The sequence below is a fragment of the Streptomyces sp. NPDC001848 genome (assembly GCF_042891915.1).
GTDB lineage: Bacteria > Actinomycetota > Actinomycetes > Streptomycetales > Streptomycetaceae > Streptomyces.
Genome location: NZ_JBIATP010000001.1, coordinates 500136 through 515559 on the forward strand (window position 1 = coordinate 500136; position 15424 = coordinate 515559).

The 15424-nt window shown below is 70.6% G+C and carries 13 protein-coding genes and 1 pseudogene; 8 read left to right on the forward strand and 6 right to left on the reverse strand.

Going from position 1 to position 15424, the window contains the following annotated elements; all coding sequences use genetic code 11:
• The first annotated feature begins 49 nt into the window (after window positions 1-49).
• The 6 genes and pseudogenes from ACFYZJ_RS02290 to ACFYZJ_RS02315 form a co-directional block, all read left to right on the forward strand.
• Window positions 50-1018: a UDP-glucuronic acid decarboxylase family protein gene (locus ACFYZJ_RS02290; RefSeq protein WP_388561906.1), complete on the forward strand. Its 969-nt coding sequence runs from the start codon at window positions 50-52 to the stop codon at window positions 1016-1018.
• Window positions 1018-2247, forward strand: coding sequence for a pyridoxal phosphate-dependent aminotransferase (locus ACFYZJ_RS02295; protein WP_388561908.1), 1230 nt, complete (start codon window positions 1018-1020; stop codon window positions 2245-2247). Before ACFYZJ_RS02290 ends, ACFYZJ_RS02295 begins: the two co-directional genes overlap by 1 nt.
• Window positions 2244-3176, forward strand: a complete 933-nt coding sequence (rarD, locus tag ACFYZJ_RS02300; RefSeq protein WP_388561910.1) for an EamA family transporter RarD — start codon at window positions 2244-2246, stop codon at window positions 3174-3176. Before ACFYZJ_RS02295 ends, rarD begins: the two co-directional genes overlap by 4 nt.
• A gap of 49 nt (window positions 3177-3225) precedes the next feature.
• The gene (locus ACFYZJ_RS02305) at window positions 3226-4605 is read left to right on the forward strand and encodes a UDP-glucose dehydrogenase family protein (protein WP_388561912.1); all 1380 of its coding nucleotides are present in this window, start codon (window positions 3226-3228) and stop codon (window positions 4603-4605) included.
• Window positions 4606-4625: 20 nt separating this feature from the next.
• A complete protein-coding gene (locus ACFYZJ_RS02310; protein WP_066951871.1) occupies window positions 4626-4931 on the forward strand; it encodes a YciI family protein in 306 nt (101 codons plus the stop codon).
• 147 nt (window positions 4932-5078) lie between these two features.
• Window positions 5079-5340 (forward strand): annotated as a pseudogene (locus ACFYZJ_RS02315) (NAD-dependent formate dehydrogenase); the annotation flags it as partial.
• 354 nt (window positions 5341-5694) lie between these two features.
• Here ACFYZJ_RS02315 and ACFYZJ_RS02320 read toward each other — a convergent pair.
• Window positions 5695-7023, reverse strand: coding sequence for a class I SAM-dependent RNA methyltransferase (locus ACFYZJ_RS02320; protein ID WP_388561914.1), 1329 nt, complete (start codon window positions 7021-7023; stop codon window positions 5695-5697).
• Between the two features lie 122 nt (window positions 7024-7145).
• Window positions 7146-9206, reverse strand: a complete 2061-nt coding sequence (locus tag ACFYZJ_RS02325) for an APC family permease (RefSeq protein WP_388561916.1) — start codon at window positions 9204-9206, stop codon at window positions 7146-7148.
• A gap of 283 nt (window positions 9207-9489) precedes the next feature.
• Between ACFYZJ_RS02325 and ACFYZJ_RS02330 the strand changes: the two genes are divergently transcribed.
• Both ACFYZJ_RS02330 and ACFYZJ_RS02335 read left to right on the forward strand, forming a co-directional pair.
• Window positions 9490-10161 (forward strand): potassium channel family protein, encoded by a 672-nt coding sequence (locus ACFYZJ_RS02330; protein ID WP_388561918.1) that lies wholly within the window; start codon window positions 9490-9492, stop codon window positions 10159-10161.
• Window positions 10161-10838, forward strand: coding sequence for a TrkA family potassium uptake protein (locus ACFYZJ_RS02335; protein ID WP_200418472.1), 678 nt, complete (start codon window positions 10161-10163; stop codon window positions 10836-10838). The genes ACFYZJ_RS02330 and ACFYZJ_RS02335 overlap by 1 nt, the downstream gene beginning before the upstream one ends.
• A 104-nt stretch (window positions 10839-10942) precedes the next feature.
• Here the strand turns inward: ACFYZJ_RS02335 and ACFYZJ_RS02340 are convergent, their stop codons facing one another.
• The 4 genes from ACFYZJ_RS02340 to ACFYZJ_RS02355 all read right to left on the reverse strand — a co-directional run bounded on the left by ACFYZJ_RS02340 (window position 10943) and on the right by ACFYZJ_RS02355 (window position 15393).
• Window positions 10943-11677 (reverse strand): DUF3159 domain-containing protein, encoded by a 735-nt coding sequence (locus ACFYZJ_RS02340; RefSeq protein ID WP_388561920.1) that lies wholly within the window; start codon window positions 11675-11677, stop codon window positions 10943-10945.
• Window positions 11678-11680: 3 nt separating this feature from the next.
• Window positions 11681-12079 (reverse strand): OB-fold nucleic acid binding domain-containing protein, encoded by a 399-nt coding sequence (locus ACFYZJ_RS02345; RefSeq protein ID WP_200418474.1) that lies wholly within the window; start codon window positions 12077-12079, stop codon window positions 11681-11683.
• A 90-nt stretch (window positions 12080-12169) separates the two neighbouring features.
• Complete coding sequence (locus tag ACFYZJ_RS02350) at window positions 12170-12853, reverse strand: response regulator (protein WP_388561923.1); 684 nt, start codon at window positions 12851-12853, stop codon at window positions 12170-12172.
• A complete protein-coding gene (locus tag ACFYZJ_RS02355) occupies window positions 12850-15393 on the reverse strand; it encodes an ATP-binding protein (protein ID WP_388561925.1) in 2544 nt (847 codons plus the stop codon). Before ACFYZJ_RS02355 ends, ACFYZJ_RS02350 begins: the two co-directional genes overlap by 4 nt.
• Window positions 15394-15424: the final 31 nt, after the last annotated feature.

The window sequence follows — 15424 nt, forward strand, 5'->3', positions numbered from 1 at the left end:
TCACTCCACTGCCCCGTCACTTCATTGCGTGGTGAAAGGTCAACCCCCAATGCGCAAACGCGTTCTTGTCACGGGTGGGGCCGGCTTCATCGGGTCACACCTCTGCGAACGGCTTCTCGCCGACGGCCACGAGGTCGTCTGCATGGACAATCTCTTCACCGGGCGGCGGCGCAACATCGGCCACCTGCTGGAGCACCCCCGCTTCGAGTTCGCGCGGCACGACGTCGCCGAACCCTTCCACATCGAGATCGACGAGATCCACCACCTCGCCTGCCCGGCTTCGCCCGTGCACTACCAGCGGAACCCGGTGCGCACCATCAGAACCTGCGTGCAAGGCACCCTGAACACCCTGGAGCTGGCGCGCGAGACCGGCGCCCGGCTGTTCATCGCCTCCACCTCCGAGGTGTACGGCGACCCCGAGGTGCACCCCCAGCACGAGGGCTACTGGGGGCACGTCAACCCCATCGGCGTCCGGGCCTGCTACGACGAGGGCAAGCGCTGCGCGGAGGCGCTCGCGGTGAGCTTCGCCCGACAGTACGGCGTGGAGGTCCGGCTGGGGCGGATCTTCAACACCTACGGGCCGCGCATGCACGAGGACGACGGCAGGGTGGTGTCGAACTTCACCGTGCAGGCGCTGCGCGGCGAGCCCCTCACCATCTATGGCGACGGCAGCCAGACCCGGTCCTTCTGCTACGTCGACGACCTCGTCGAGGCCATCGTCCGCCTCATGGCCACCGGCACCGGCCCCGAGCCGATCAACCTGGGCAACCCGCAGGAGACGACCGTCGAGCGCATCGCCCGGGAGATCAAGCGGCTCACCGGCTCGTCGTCGCAACTGGCCTTCCACCCGCTCCCCGAGGACGATCCGACACGCCGCCGCCCCGACATCTCCCGGGCCGGCGCCCTGCTCGGCTGGGAACCGAAGATCGACCTGGAGGAGGGGCTGCGCCGCACCATCGCCCACTTCGCCGGCGTGCCTGCCACCGAACTCCTTGCGGTACAGCAGGGGACCTCCTGATGACGCGAAGAGACCACCCCACGACGACCATGAACTTCGTTGCGGACCGGCTGCGCGGCCTGGCCCAGTCCGACATCCGCCGGATGAGCCGGGAGAGCGACCGGGCCGGGGCCATCAACCTCGGCCAGGGGATCTGCGACCTGCCGACCCCTCCGGCCGTCGCCGACGCGGCCAAGGCGGCCATCGACCGCAACGACAGCATCTACACCTATCCCGAGGGTCACCTCGCCCTGCGCCGGGCCATCGCGGAGAAGTTGGCACGCGACAACGACCTCCAAGCCCGGCCCGACGGCGAGATCGTGGTCACGGTGGGCGCGACTGGCGGGTACGCCGCGGCCGTCAACGCGCTCCTCAACCCCGGCGACGGCATCCTGATCATGGAGCCGTACTACGGATACCACGTCAACGGCGCGGTGATCGCCGGGCTCGAACCGCAGTTCCTCACCCTGGCGCCACCGGAGTTCACCCTCACCGAGCAGGCGCTGCGGGCGGCGCTGCGCCCCAACACCCGCGCCATCGTGGTGTGCACCCCGTCGAACCCCAGCGGCAAGATGTTCTGCCGGGCCGAACTGGAGGCGGTCGCGCGGGTCGCCCACGATCGGGACCTGCTCGTCATCAGCGATGAGATCTACGAGTACATCCGCTACGACGGCCGGGCGCACCTCTCGCCCGCCGCGGTGGGTGGCCTGTGGTCCCGCTCGGTCACCATCATGGGGCTGTCGAAGACGTTCAGCATCACCGGCTGGCGGCTCGGCTACACGGTGGCGCCCGAACCGCTGTCCCAGGCGATCGCCCTGGTCAACGACCTGTACTACGTGTGCGCGCCCAACCCCCTTCAGCACGGCGTGCTAGCAGGCTTCTCACTGCCGCCCACGTACTTCGCCCGGATGGCCTCGGACTACCAGCGCAAACGTGACAGGTTGTGCGGCGCGCTAACCGAGGCCGGGATGTCGCCCATCGTTCCGGACGGGGCGTACTACGTCCTCGCCGATGTCACCGACTGGGGTTTCGCCACCGCCCACGACGCGGCGGTCGCGGTCCTGGAGCACGGCGGTGTGGCATCGGTGCCGGGCAGCGCCTTCTATCGGGGCGGGACCGGCGAGGGGCTGCTGCGGTTCTGCTTCGCCAAGGAGGACGACGTCCTTGAGGAGGCATGTCGGCGGATCAGCCGCTTCCGCCCCCGAGGCGCCCTCGCGACAGCGAGAAGGAACGGGCAGACAGCGCAATGAACACCTCACGCCAAGGGCTCCTGTTCGGGGTCGCCGCCTACACCCTGTGGGGCCTGTTCCCGCTGTACTTCCGGCTCCTGGAGAGCTCCAGCGCACTGGAGATCCTTCTGCACCGGCTGTTGTGGACACTGCCGCTGTGCTTGCTGATCACCAGGGTCTCCGGAGCCATGCTCGAACTGCGCACACTGCTCCGCCTCCGGCGGCGCGTGGCGACCCTGGCGGGGGCGGCCGGCGTGCTCGCGGTGAACTCCGGCTGCTACGTCTACGCCGTCAACTCCGGCCATGTCATCGAGGCGTCGCTGGGGTACTTCATCAACCCCCTGGTCACCGTGGCGCTCGCGGTGCTCGTCCTGCGCGAGCGGCTGCGCCCCCTGCAGTGGGCGGCGGTGTCCCTGGGGGTGCTGTCCGTGGCCGTCCTCACGGTCGACTACGGTCGGCTGCCGTGGATCGCGCTGGTCCTGGCCGGCTCGTTCGCCCTCTACGGGCTGATCAAGAAGCAGGTGGGCGGAGACATCGGGGCGATCGTGGGACTGACCACCGAGTCGCTCACCCTGGGCCCGGTGGCCGCAGCCGGTCTGGCCGTCTACGTGGCCACCGGGCACGGGACGTTCACCCACGACGCGCCGTGGCACCCGGTGCTGCTCGCCGTGGGCGGGGTGACGGTCGCGGGCCCGCTTCTGCTGTTCGCGGCCTCCGCCCGGCGGATCCCCCTCACCACGATCGGGCTGCTGCAATACCTCACTCCGGTGCTGCAACTGCTGATCGGTGTCCTGCTGTTCCACGAGGCGATGCCCGCCTCACGCTGGAGCGGATTCGTCCTGATCTGGATCGCCCTGGGACTGCTGAGCGCGGACGGGCTGCGCAGGCGGTCCGCGGAGAAGGCGGCTGCCGTGACCGCGCCCGTCGCGAGGGGTCGGCAGGTCGGCTGACGTGCCCGCACCCACCCCGAACAGTGAGACGATGCCGAGGAGTTCTGCCATGAGGAACGCAACCGACTCCGGTGCTCCGGCGCCGCTGATACCCCCCGAGCGCCGTATCTCCGTGATCGGCACCGGATATCTCGGGGCCACCCACGCAGTCTGCATGGCCGCGCTCGGGTTCGAGACGCTGGGCATGGACGTGGACACCGAGAAGGTCGCGGCTCTGTCGGCGGGACGGCTCCCGTTCCACGAACCCGGACTCGAACCGCTCCTGCGCGAACAGCTCGCTTCGGGGCGGTTGCGGTTCACCACCTCGTACGAGGAGGTGGCCGGCTTCGCCGAGGTGCACTTCTTCTGCGTGGGCACCCCGCAGCGCGCCGACGGGCCGGGCGCTGAACTGGCCTACGTGGACGCGGTCGTGGAAGGAATCGGCCCGCATCTGCGACGCCCGTGTCTGCTGGTGGGCAAGTCCACCGTGCCGGTCGGCACGGCCGAACGGTTGGCGTCCCGGCTCGCGGAGCTGGCCCCGGTGGGGCGGGACGCCGAAGTGGCCTGGAACCCGGAGTTCCTGCGCGAGGGCTTCGCGGTGCGGGACACCCTACGGCCGGACCGGCTTGTCATCGGTGTCGCGTCGGGCCGGGCCGAGCGGCTGCTGCGCGAGGTCTACGCGCCGCTGCTCGACCCGCAGGACGGCTCCGAACCGGTGCCCCTGGTGGTCGCCGACCTGGCCACCGCGGAGCTGGTCAAGGTCGCGGCCAACTCGTTCCTGGCGACGAAGATCTCGTTCATCAATGCCATGGCCGAGGTGTGCGAGGTCGCCGGGGCAGACGTGGAGCGGCTGGCGGAGGCGCTCGCGTACGACCCGCGGATCGGCGGCCGGTTCCTGCGCTCAGGGGTCGGCTTCGGCGGGGGCTGCCTGCCCAAGGACATCCGCGCGTTCATGGCGCGGGCCGAGGAACTGGGCGTCGGCCCTGCCGTGCGGTTCCTGCGCGACGTGGACGAGGTCAATCTGCGGCGGCGCGCCGCAGTGGCCGACCTGGCCAGGGAACTCGTCGGGGGGGCCTTCCGGGGGCGGCGGATCGCTGTGCTCGGCGCGGCCTTCAAACCCGACTCCGACGACATCCGCGACTCGCCGGCGCTCGCGGTGGCCGACCGGGTCCAGCGCGAGGGCGCCGAGGTGACCGTCTACGACCCCAAGGCGACGGACAACGCGCGCAAGGCGTTCCCGGCGCTGGCCTTCGCCGACTCGGTTGGCGAGGCGGCCTACCGGGCCGACGCGGTGCTGCACCTCACCGAGTGGGCGGAGTTCCGGGACATCGACCCCGGTGAGCTGAGCCGCACGGTGGCACGGCAGCGGATCGTCGACGGCCGCAATGCCCTGGACGCGGCCCGGTGGCGTGCCGCCGGCTGGACGTTCCGGGCACTCGGCCGCCCGTAACCACCCGGACAGGAGGCACGATGCAGTTCATGGTCACGGGGTACGACGGCACCGACCCCGGTGCGCAGGACCGGCGGCTCGCGGTCCGCGAACGCCATCTGGAGCTGGGAGCGAAACTCACCGCCGAGGGCCGGATGCTCCACGGCTCGGCGATCGTCGACGACGACGGCAGGATGATCGGCTCAGTGCTGATCCTCGACTTCCCGTCGCGTGCCGAACTGGACGCGTGGCTGGCCATCGAACCGTACGCCGTCTCGGACGTATGGCGCCGCGTCGAAATCGTCCGCGTGCGGGTCGGCGACGCCTTCCTCCGCGGAAACACATGACACGCCACTGTCGTCTCGGTGGCGATCGGCCACGCCGAACCGGAGCAACTTCGCTCTGGGCTTCATCCGCTTTGACGGACATCCGAGATCAGGGGTTCTGCACCGGGAGAATCTCCATCATGGAGAGCATGGGGAAGAAGAAGCCTCGGCCGGTTGGCGGGCTACGCGGGCGACGTCTTGCACCCTCAGCCGGCTCCCGCCGACCACCCTGGCGCACCATGCCGCACCACGGCATGGCCCCGCACATGTCCGGTTCCTCCCTGTCCGCCCAGGCCCGCTACGCCGTCGCAACCCGCGACATCCTGGAAACCGGCCGGCTGGCCGGACGGCCATCCGCGACGAGTACCTGATCGTCGACGGCGGCGGTCCGGCCGGAACCTACGCGCACTCCTACTCGGTCAGCAAGTGAACCGCGGAGTATCGAGATGCTGCTCCAGCGGCAGGTCGACGGCGTTGCCTTGACCGCCATCGCAGCGGCTTTCTTCGCCGCGGAGCTGGACCGTCCACTGAGATGAAGGCCGCCTACATCGACCAGTACAAGGAGACGTTCGGCGTCCAGCCGATCGCGACGTCCTCGCCGGGCCGGACGCGCCGATCGTGACGAGCACCTACTACGCCGCCCGCACCCGCCCGTCCTCGGCCCGCAGCCTGCGAGACGAGCACCTCACCGAGGAGATGCCGGATCCGCGAGGCCAACTACAGCGTCTGCGGGGCCCGCAAGGTCCACGCCCTCCTGCGCGAGGAGTACGAGGTGGCCCGCAGGTCAGGCCCCCTTGCCCACCGGCTCCAGAATCGCCACGCACTCCACGTGCGAGGTCATCGGGAACAGATCGAACGCCCGCAGCGTCCGCACCCGGTACCCGCCCTCCCGGAAGTACGCCAGGTCCCGTGCCAGGGCCGCCGGATCGCAGGCGACGTAGGCGATCCTCCGGGCCCCCAGTGACGAGAGGTGGGACACCGTCCTGCGGCCCGCTCCCGAGCGCGGCGGGTCCAGGACGATCAGGTCGGCCTCCGTGATGCCGGTGCGGGGCAGGACCGACTCGACCTTGCCCTGTTCGATGCGGACCCGGTCGAAGTCGGCCAGGTTGTGCCGGGCGTCCTCCACCGCGCGCTTGCCGGACTCGATGCCGAGGACCGCGCCCTTCTCCCCCACCCGGTCGGCCAGCGCTCCCGCGAAGAGGCCGACGCCGCAGTAGAGGTCCAGCGCCGTGTCGCCCTTGCGCGGCAGCAGCCCCTGCATCACCGCCGCCACCAGCGTGTCCGCCGCCTTGGGATGGACCTGCCAGAAGCCGCCGGCCCCGACGCGGTACGTACGGCCGTCGGCGCGTTCGCGGACGAAGGGGCGGCCGTGGACGCGGTGCACGCCGCCCGACTTCTCGTCGACCCGCAGGACCGAGACCGGCTTGTCCAGTTCCACCAGGGGCAGGCGCGCGCCCGGCTTGGGGGTGAGGATCACCTGGCGGTCCTGTGAACCCGTCGCCGCGATCGCTTCGACGGACTCCATGCCCGTCCAGTCCCGCTTCTCGATGCCCAGTTCGCTGACGCCCTCGGCGGCGATCAGGCAGTGGTCGATCGGTTCGACCTCGTGCGAGCGGTGTCGGCGCAGGCCCGCCCTGCCGGACGCGTCCACCGCGTACTGCACCCGCGTACGCCACTGCGGCACCTCGCCCGCCGGCAGCTTGTCACCCTCCGCCGGCACCACCGTGCCGTCCCAGCCCGCCTCCTCGGGCGTGAGGCCCGCGAGTCGCTGCAGCTGCTCGGCGATGACCTCCGCCTTCAGCCTGCGCTGTGCGCCCGGCTTGGCGTGCTGCCAGTCGCAGCCGCCGCAGCGGCCGGGGCCGGCGTAGGGGCAGGGCGCCTCTATGCGGTCCTTGGAGGCCGCCAGGATCCGGACCGCGTCCGCGCGCAGGAAACGGGCTCCCTCCTCGCCCTCGGTCACCCGTGCCACGACCCGCTCGCCGGGCAGGGCGTGCCGGACGAAGAGGACCTGGCCCTCGTCCGTCCGGGCGATGCAGTGGCCGCCGTGGGCGACGGGGCCGATCTCGACCTCGTACTCCTCCCCCACCAGCGACTTCTTCGGTTCTGCCTGCATGGGGGGTCGACTCCAGATCCAGATTTCGAGAAGGGGGACGAACACGACGACGGCTCGGCCGGACAACAGCCCACCAGTCTACGTGGGTGTCGGCCGGCCGTTCACCAACCGCCCGGGCCGCCTCAGTCCTGGGAAGCCCGGGAGGCCGACGCCTCTCGCGTGCGCTCCTGGGCCGGGCCCCGACGCACCGCGCCCGGCGCGTTCCACTCCTGCCGCCTGCGGGCCCGCTGCCTGGCCGCCTCCGAGGACGCCAGCTGGTACGGCACCGAGGTCACCATGACACCGGGCGTGAACAGCAACCGGCCCTTGAGCCGCAGCGCACTCTGGTTGTGCAGCAGATGCTCGTACCAGTGGCCCACCACGTACTCGGGGATGATCACGGAGATGGCGTCGCGCGGGGACTCGCGGCGCAGGCCCTTGACGTACTCGATCACCGGGCGGGTGATCTCCCGGTACGGCGAGTCGAGGATCTTCAGCGGTACGTCGATGCCGCGCCGCTCCCACTCCTCCTTGAGCGCCTTGGTCTCCGCCGGGTCGACGTTGACGCTGAGGGCCTCCAGGGTGTCCGTGCGCAGGAGTTTGGCGTAGGCCAGGGCGCGCAGCGTGGGGCGGTGGATCTTGGAGATCAGGACGACCGAGTGGACCCGGGAGGGGCGCACGCTGTCGTCGCTGGGGCCCTCGGGCGCGGTGAGCTCCGCGGCCACGCCGTCGTAGTGGCGGCGGATCGCGGTCATCGTCGCGTAGAAGATGCACATGCCGAGCAGGGCGACCCAGGCACCGTGCGTGAACTTCGTGACCAGGACGACGACCAGCACCAGGCCGGTGAAGAAGGCTCCGAAGGCGTTGATGGCGCGCGAGCGCATCATGTGGCGGCGCTTGGCCTGGTCGGTCTCGACGGCCAGGTGGCGGTTCCAGTGCTTGACCATGCCGGTCTGGCTGAGCGTGAAGGACACGAACACGCCCACGATGTAGAGCTGGATCAGCCGGGTCGAGTCGGCTCCGTAGAGGAAGATCAGGAATGTCGCCGCGCCGGCGAGGAGCACGATGCCGTTGGAGAAGGCGAGGCGGTCGCCGCGGGTGTGCAGCTGGCGCGGCAGGTAGCGGTCCTGGGCGAGGATCGACCCGAGCAGCGGGAAGCCGTTGTAGGCGGTGTTCGCGGCGAGGAACAGCACCAGTGCGGTGGCGGCGGCCAGGACGACGAACAGGAAGCTGCCCTTGCCGAAGACGGCCTCGGCGACCTGCGAGATCACCGGGTTCTGGACGTATCCGGAACCGAGCGGACTGCCGCCCCGGAGCAGGTCGGTGGCCGGGTTCTCGGCCATGCGGACCTTGGTCGTCATGGCCAGGGCGATGATGCCGCAGAACATGGTGACGGCGAGCAGGCCCATCATCGCGAGCGTGGTCGCCGCGTTCTTCGACTTGGGCTTGCGGAAGGCCGGGACGCCGTTGGAGATCGCCTCGACGCCGGTGAGCGCGGCACAGCCGGAAGAGAAGGCGCGCAGGAGGAGGAAGACGAGCGCGAAGCCCGCCAGGCCCTGGTGCTCGGCCCTGATCTGGTACGCGGCCGTGGGCGCCCGCATCGTCTCGTCGAGGACCAGCCCGCGGAACGCTCCCCAGAGGATCATCACGAAGACGCCCGCCACGAAGACGTACGTCGGGATGGCGAACAGCGTGCCGGACTCCTTGACGCCCCGCAGGTTCATCAGCGTGAGCAGCACGACCACGGCGACCGCGCAGAACACCTTGTGCTCGACGACGAACGGGATCGCGGAGCCCAGGTTCTCGATGCCGGAGGAGATCGACACGGCGACCGTGAGGACGTAGTCGACGAGCAGGGCGCTCGCGACGGTGAGGCCGGCCTTGGAACCCAGGTTGGTGGTGGCCACCTCGTAGTCGCCACCGCCGCTCGGATACGCGTGCACGTTCTGCCGGTAGGACGCGACCACCGTGAACATGAGCACGACGACGGCAACGGCGATCCAGGGGCTGAAGTGGTAGGCCGACACGCCCGCGATGGACAGGACCAGCAGAACTTCTCCGGGCGCGTACGCGACGGAGGAGAGCGGGTCGGAGGCGAAGACGGGGAGTGCGATGCGCTTCGGCAGGAGCGTTTCGCCCAGCCGGTCGCTGCGCAGTGCGCGCCCGATCAGGATCCGTTTGGGCACGTCGGTCAGTTTGGACACAGCAGAGGATCGTAAGGGGTCGTTCGGGCGCCCCTCCACCCGCCGGAGGAGATCTGCCTCACGAGTGAAATCCGTGCGGGGGCGCGCTGCGGATTCCGCAGGTGAGGGGTTCGGCGTGCCTCCATGACAAAACCCCTTCGGCTGCCGTCCCCGAGGTTCCCCGCACGACGGGCCCGGGCATGGTGCACGGGGGTCCCCTGGACGACCGCGCGTGTGTAGCTTGGGCGGCGGTCTGAGAACCTGTGTGGACTGAGTCGTAACCATTGACATCGGAAGGACGGTCGTGCACATCGTCATCATGGGCTGCGGAAGAGTGGGCTCCGCTCTGGCCCAGACCCTGGAGCAACAGGGGCACACGGTCGCCGTGATCGACCAGGACCCCACCGCCTTCCGACGACTGGGCTCCGGGTTCGGCGGCCGTCGTGTCACCGGCGTCGGCTTCGACCAGGACACCCTGCGCGAGGCGGGCATCGAGGAGGCCGGTGCCTTCGCCGCCGTGTCCAGCGGCGACAACTCGAACATCATCGCGGCGCGGGTGGCCCGCGAGATGTTCGGCATCGAGAACGTCGCCGCCCGGATCTACGACCCCCGTCGCGCCGAGGTCTACCAGCGGCTCGGCATCCCGACCGTCGCCACGGTCCGCTGGACGGCGGACCAGATGCTGCGGCGTCTGCTCCCGTCCGGTGCGGAGCCGCTGTGGCGTGACCCCACCGGCGGGGTGCAGCTCGCCGAGGTGCACGCGTCGACGAGGTGGGTCGGCCACAAGATCAGCAAGCTGCAGGAGGAGACCGGCGTCCGGGTGGCGTTCCTCACCCGGCTGGGCGAGGCGATGCTGCCCACCTCGCAGACGGTGCTGCAGGAGGGCGACCTCGTGCACGTGATGATGCGGACGGACGACGTCGACAAGGTCGAGGCGACGTTCGCCGAGGGCCCTGAAGAGGAGGGCGGTCACTGATGAGAGTCGCCATTGCCGGTGCCGGCGCGGTCGGTCGCTCGATCGCGGGCGAACTGCTGGAGAACGGCCACGAGGTCCTTCTCATCGACAAGGCGCCGACCGCCATCTCGGTCGAGCGGGTCCCGCAGGCGGAGTGGCTGCTGGCCGACGCCTGCGAGATCACGTCCCTGGACGAGGCGGCGCTCCAGCGCTGCAACGTGGTGATCGCCGCGACGGGCGACGACAAGGTGAACCTGGTCGTGTCGCTGCTGGCGAAGACGGAGTACGGCGTCCCGCGCGTCGTCGCGCGGGTCAACAACCCGAAGAACGAGTGGCTGTTCAACGAGGCGTGGGGCGTGGACGTGGCCGTGTCCACGCCGCGCCTGATGTCGGCGCTGGTGGAGGAGGCGGTGAGCGTCGGCGACCTGGTCCGTCTGCTGCGCTTCAGCCACGGCGACGCGAACCTGGTGGAGCTGACCCTGCCGCCCGAGTCGGCCCTGGCGGGGACGCAGGTGGGCGACGTGCAGTGGCCCGAGGACACGTCCCTGGTGACGATCATCCGCGGCACCCGGGTCCTGACCCCGTCCCGGGAGGACTCCCTGGAGGCGGGCGACGAACTTCTGTTCGTGGCGGCCCAGGCACGCGAGGGGCAGCTCGAGGAGCTGCTGTCGGTGCGCAGGGAGGACGCGGCCGGCTAGCCGCGAGGGTGTGGTTCGGGTGCGCCTGGGATGTCCGGGCGCACCCTTGGGTCCGCTCGACAGCGGGGATGTGGGGGCGGCAGCCCCCGGACGGCACCCGGGGGCTAAGCCTCCCGACGGTGCCGCCCGGCTGTCCCTTCCCTCTTGGCCGCAGCCTCCGCGGCCTCCTCGGCCTCCATCTCCGCGAACACGTCGATGGGCGCGGGGGCCTTCGCCAGGAACACCCAGGTCAGCCACACGGCGAGCAGGAACGGCGGAATCTTCAACGCGATCAGCACCCAGCCCAGTTGGGCGGTGTTCGCCCACCAGTACAGGGGGAACAGGATCGCGCACTTGCCGAGCAGGATCAGCCCCCAGGCCCAACTGGCCTTCGCATAGGCCTTCTTGCGGCCGGGGTTGCGCGTGCGCCAGGAGAGGTTCTCCTTGAAGACCGGGCCGAGGATCAGGCCGATCAGCGGGACCCCGGCGAGCGTGGTGATGATGTACGCGAGGCCCAGGCCCAGCGTGTAGAGCATGCCCGGCAGGTAGAAGTCCTTCGCGTTGCCGGTCATCATCGCGAAGACCACGCCGAACGCCACGCCGAAGACACCGCTGAACGCGTGCTTCACGGTGTCCCGCATGGCGAGGCGGACCACCACCAGCAGCAGGGACACCGCGAGCGCGACGATCGCCGACCAGTGCAGGTTCTTGTTGATCGTGAAGATGGTGACGAAGAACAGGCCGGGCACCACGGTCTCGACCATGCCGCGGACACCGCCGAACGCCTCGAAGAGCGCGGCCTCCGTCACCGCCCGCGAATCCTGCTGGGCGTCTTCGGTCGGCTTCTCGAGTGACGTCACCGGCTACTCCCGTCCGAGCGGTCTGAGTTCGTACTTGGGGTTGAACAGCACTCTGCGGCCCCGGCTCATCGAGATCCGGCCGGACGCGATCAGCTTGCGCCCCGGCTCTATCCCGACGATCGAGCGCCTGCCGAGCCACACCACGTCCAGCGCGGCCGAACCGTCGAACAGCTCGGCCTCCAGCGCCGGGACGCCGGCCCGCGGGCGCAGCGTGACCGTGCGCAAGGTACCAGTTACCGTGACGATCTGTCGGTCGTGGCAGTCGCCGATCCGCGTACAGCCCGCGGTCTCGGCGTCCTCCCGCAGTTCCTCCGACTCCAGGTCCTCCTGCGACGAGGAGAGCCGGTCCAGCATGCGCCGGAGGCGGCCCACCGGCTTTTCGGAACGAGGAACAGCGCTCATACAGAAAGCGTACCGGGGGGCGCCGTCAGCGACGTACCGGCAGCACGGCCCCCGCCCGCACGACTCCCCGGTGACGTCCTCGCATGCGGCTCACTTCTCGAAGCGGTACCCCATCCCCGGCTCCGTGATGAAGTGCTTCGGGTGCGACGGGTCCGCCTCCAGCTTCCGTCGCAGCTGGGCCATGTACACCCGCAGGTAGTTCGACTCCGTCCCGTACGACGGCCCCCACACCTCCTGAAGCAGCTGCCTCTGGCTGACCAGCCGGCCCATGTTGCGGACCAGGACCTCCAGCAGGTGCCACTCGGTGGGGGTGAGGCGTACGTCATTCCCGGCCCGGTTGACCTTCTTCGCGGCCAGGTCGACGGTGAACCCCTCGGTCTCCACGATCACGTCGTCCTCGCCGCCCCCGGTCGGCTCCGCGCGGCGGACGGCGGCGCGCAGGCGGGCCAGCAGCTCGTCCATGCCGAACGGCTTGGTGACGTAGTCGTCGGCACCCGCGTCCAGCGCCTGGACCTTCTCGTCGGAGGAGTGCCGGGCGGACAGCACGATGATCGGCACCCGGGTCCAGCCGCGCAGCCCCTTGATCACCTCGACGCCGTCCAGGTCGGGCAGCCCGAGGTCCAGCACCACGACGTCGGGGTGGCGGGCGGCGGCGAGCTGGAGGGCGGTCGCGCCGTCGCCGGCCGCGTCGACGTCGTACTTGCGTGCCTTGAGGTTGATCACGAGGGCGCGCACGATCTGCGGCTCGTCATCGACCACGAGCACCCGGGTCATGTGGTCTGCCTTTCTGGTTCGGCGAGTCGTACGGGGTGGTGGACGCCGTTCGCGGCCCGCAGGGTGAGGACCATCGTGAGCCCGCCGCCGGGGGTGTCCTCCGCGTTCAGGGTGCCGCCCATGGCCTCGGCGAAGCCGCGGGCGACCGCGAGGCCCAGGCCGACGCCGGCGCCGCGGGGGGCGTCGCCGTAGCGCTGGAAGGGCTCGAAGATGCGTTCCTTCGCCTCGTCGGGGACGCCGGGGCCGCGGTCGACGACGCGTACCTCCACCCGGTCGGCGAGGGCGCTGGCGGCGACCAGGACGGGGGTGCCGAGGGGACTGTACTTGACCGCGTTCTCGACGAGGTTCGCCACCGTGCGTTCCAGCAGCCCGGCGTCCACGGCGACCATCGGCAACGTCTCCGGGATGTCGAGGTCCACGCTGTCCTCCGGCACTCCGCCGAGCGCCATCGGGACCACCTCGTCGACGTCGATCTCCCGGATCAGCGGGGTGACGGTGCCGGTCTGGAGGCGGGACATGTCGAGCAGGTTGCCGACCAGGTGGTCGAGCCGGTCGGCGCCCTCCTCGATCGCCGCCAGCAGCTCCGCGCGGTCCTCCTCCGACCACTCCACGTCGTCCGACCTGAGGGAGGTCACCGACGCCTTGATGCCCGCGAGCGGGGTGCGCAGGTCGTGGCTGACGGCGGCCAGCAGGGCGGTACGGATGCGGTTGCCCTCGGCGAGGGTGCGGGCCTGTTCCGCCTCCTGCTGCAGACGCTGCCGGTCCAGGACGACCGCGGCCTGCGCGGCGAAGGCGGCCAGCACCCGGCGGTCGGAGGCGGGCAGGACGCGCCCGGACAGCGCGAGCGCCATGTGGTCTCCGGCCGGGACGTCCACGTCCGCGTCCTCCGGCCGCTCCACCGGGGTGCCCGGGCCGACGCTGCCCGCGCAGATCCAGGGCGCGACGTCGCTCTCGCGTTCCAGCAGCGCCGCGGACTCCATGCCGAAGGTCTCCCGCACCCGCTCCAGAAGCGCCTCCAGGCTCGTCTCGCCGCGCAGCACGCTGCCCGCGAGGAAGGAGAGGATCTCGGACTCGGCGCGCAGCCGGGCCGCCTGGTGGGTGCGCCGGGCGGCGAGGTCCACCACCGAGGCCACCGACACCGCGACCGAGACGAAGATCGCGATGGCGACGATGTTCCGGGGGTCGGCGATCGTCAGCCGGTGCAGCGGAGGCGTGTAGTAGTAGTTCAGCAGGAACGAGCCCAGGGCCGCCGAGGCGAGCGCCGGGAGGAGCCCGCCGAGCAGGGCCGCCGCCACGGTGAGCGCCAGGAACAGCAGCATGTCGTTGGCGAGGCCCAGGTCGACCGTGTTCAGCAGCAGCGCGAGCACGGCCGGGCCGAGCACACCGGCCAGCCAGCCCGCGATGATGCGGGTACGGCCCAGGGGGGCGCCCCGGGCCACCGGCAGGCCGCGGCCCTTGGCGACCTCCTCGTGGGTGACGATGTGCACGTCGAGGTCGGGCCCGGAGTCGCGGGCGACCGTGGCGCCGACGCCGGGCCCGAAGACGTACTGCCAGGTCTTGCGGCGCGAGGAGCCGAGGACGATCTGGGTGGCGTTCACCCCGCGGGCGAAGTCGAGCAGCGCCGCCGGGATGTCGTCGCCCACCACATGGTGGAACGTTCCGCCCAGGTTCTCGACGAGGGTGCGCTGGACGGCGAGTTCCTTGGGCGAGGCGGAGGTGAGCCCGTCACTGCGGGCGATGTAGACGGCCATCACCTCGCCGCCGGCGCCCTTCTCGGCGAGACGGGCGGCGCGGCGGATGAGGGTCCGTCCCTCCGGGCCGCCGGTGAGGCCGACGACGATCCGCTCGCGGGAGCCCCAGATCGCCGACACCTGGTGCCGGCTGCGGTACTCGTTCAGGTATTCGTCGACCCGGTCCGCCACCCACAGCAGGGCCAGCTCGCGCAGGGCGGTCAGGTTTCCGGGCCGGAAGTAGTTCGACAGAGCGGCGTCGATCTTGTCGGGCTGGTAGATGTTGCCGTGCGCCATGCGCCGCCGCAGCGCCTGTGGGGACATGTCGACGAGCTCTATCTGGTCGGCGCGGCGCACCACCTCGTCGGGGACGGTCTCGCGCTGCCGTATGCCCGTTATGGACTCCACGACATCGCCGAGGGACTCCAGGTGCTGGATGTTGACGGTGGAGACGACGTCGATCCCGGCGGCCAGCAGCTCCTCCACGTCCTGCCAACGCTTGGCGTTGCGGGAGCCGGGGACGTTGGTGTGGGCGAGTTCGTCCACCAGGGCGACGGCAGGGGCGCGGCGCAGCACGGCGTCCACGTCCATCTCGGTGAAGACGCTTCCCCGGTACTCGAGCTCCCTGCGCGGGATCTGCTCCAGTCCGTGCAGCATCACCTCGGTACGCGGCCGGTCGTGGTGCTCCACGAAGCCGACCACGCAGTCCCTGCCCCGCTCGACGCGCCGGTGCGCCTCGGACAGCATGGCGTAGGTCTTGCCGACGCCCGGTGCCGCACCGAGGTAGATCCGAAGCTTGCCGCGTCCCATGGCCCCATTGTCTTCCGGTGTCTTTCCGCCG

Excerpts from the sequence above, each read along its gene's own strand:
- ACFYZJ_RS02290 (WP_388561906.1), top strand. The coding sequence starts at position 50 with ATGCGCAAACGCGTTCTTGTCACGGGTGGGGCCGGCTTCATCGGGTCA.
- ACFYZJ_RS02295 (WP_388561908.1), top strand. The coding sequence starts at position 1,018 with ATGACGCGAAGAGACCACCCCACGACGACCATGAACTTCGTTGCGGAC.
- rarD (WP_388561910.1), top strand. The coding sequence starts at position 2,244 with ATGAACACCTCACGCCAAGGGCTCCTGTTCGGGGTCGCCGCCTACACC.
- ACFYZJ_RS02305 (WP_388561912.1), top strand. The coding sequence starts at position 3,226 with ATGAGGAACGCAACCGACTCCGGTGCTCCGGCGCCGCTGATACCCCCC.
- ACFYZJ_RS02310 (WP_066951871.1), top strand. The coding sequence starts at position 4,626 with ATGCAGTTCATGGTCACGGGGTACGACGGCACCGACCCCGGTGCGCAG.
- ACFYZJ_RS02320 (WP_388561914.1), bottom strand. The coding sequence starts at position 7,023 with ATGCAGGCAGAACCGAAGAAGTCGCTGGTGGGGGAGGAGTACGAGGTC.
- ACFYZJ_RS02335 (WP_200418472.1), top strand. The coding sequence starts at position 10,161 with ATGAGAGTCGCCATTGCCGGTGCCGGCGCGGTCGGTCGCTCGATCGCG.
- ACFYZJ_RS02345 (WP_200418474.1), bottom strand. The coding sequence starts at position 12,079 with ATGAGCGCTGTTCCTCGTTCCGAAAAGCCGGTGGGCCGCCTCCGGCGC.
- ACFYZJ_RS02350 (WP_388561923.1), bottom strand. The coding sequence starts at position 12,853 with ATGACCCGGGTGCTCGTGGTCGATGACGAGCCGCAGATCGTGCGCGCC.
- ACFYZJ_RS02355 (WP_388561925.1), bottom strand. The coding sequence starts at position 15,393 with ATGGGACGCGGCAAGCTTCGGATCTACCTCGGTGCGGCACCGGGCGTC.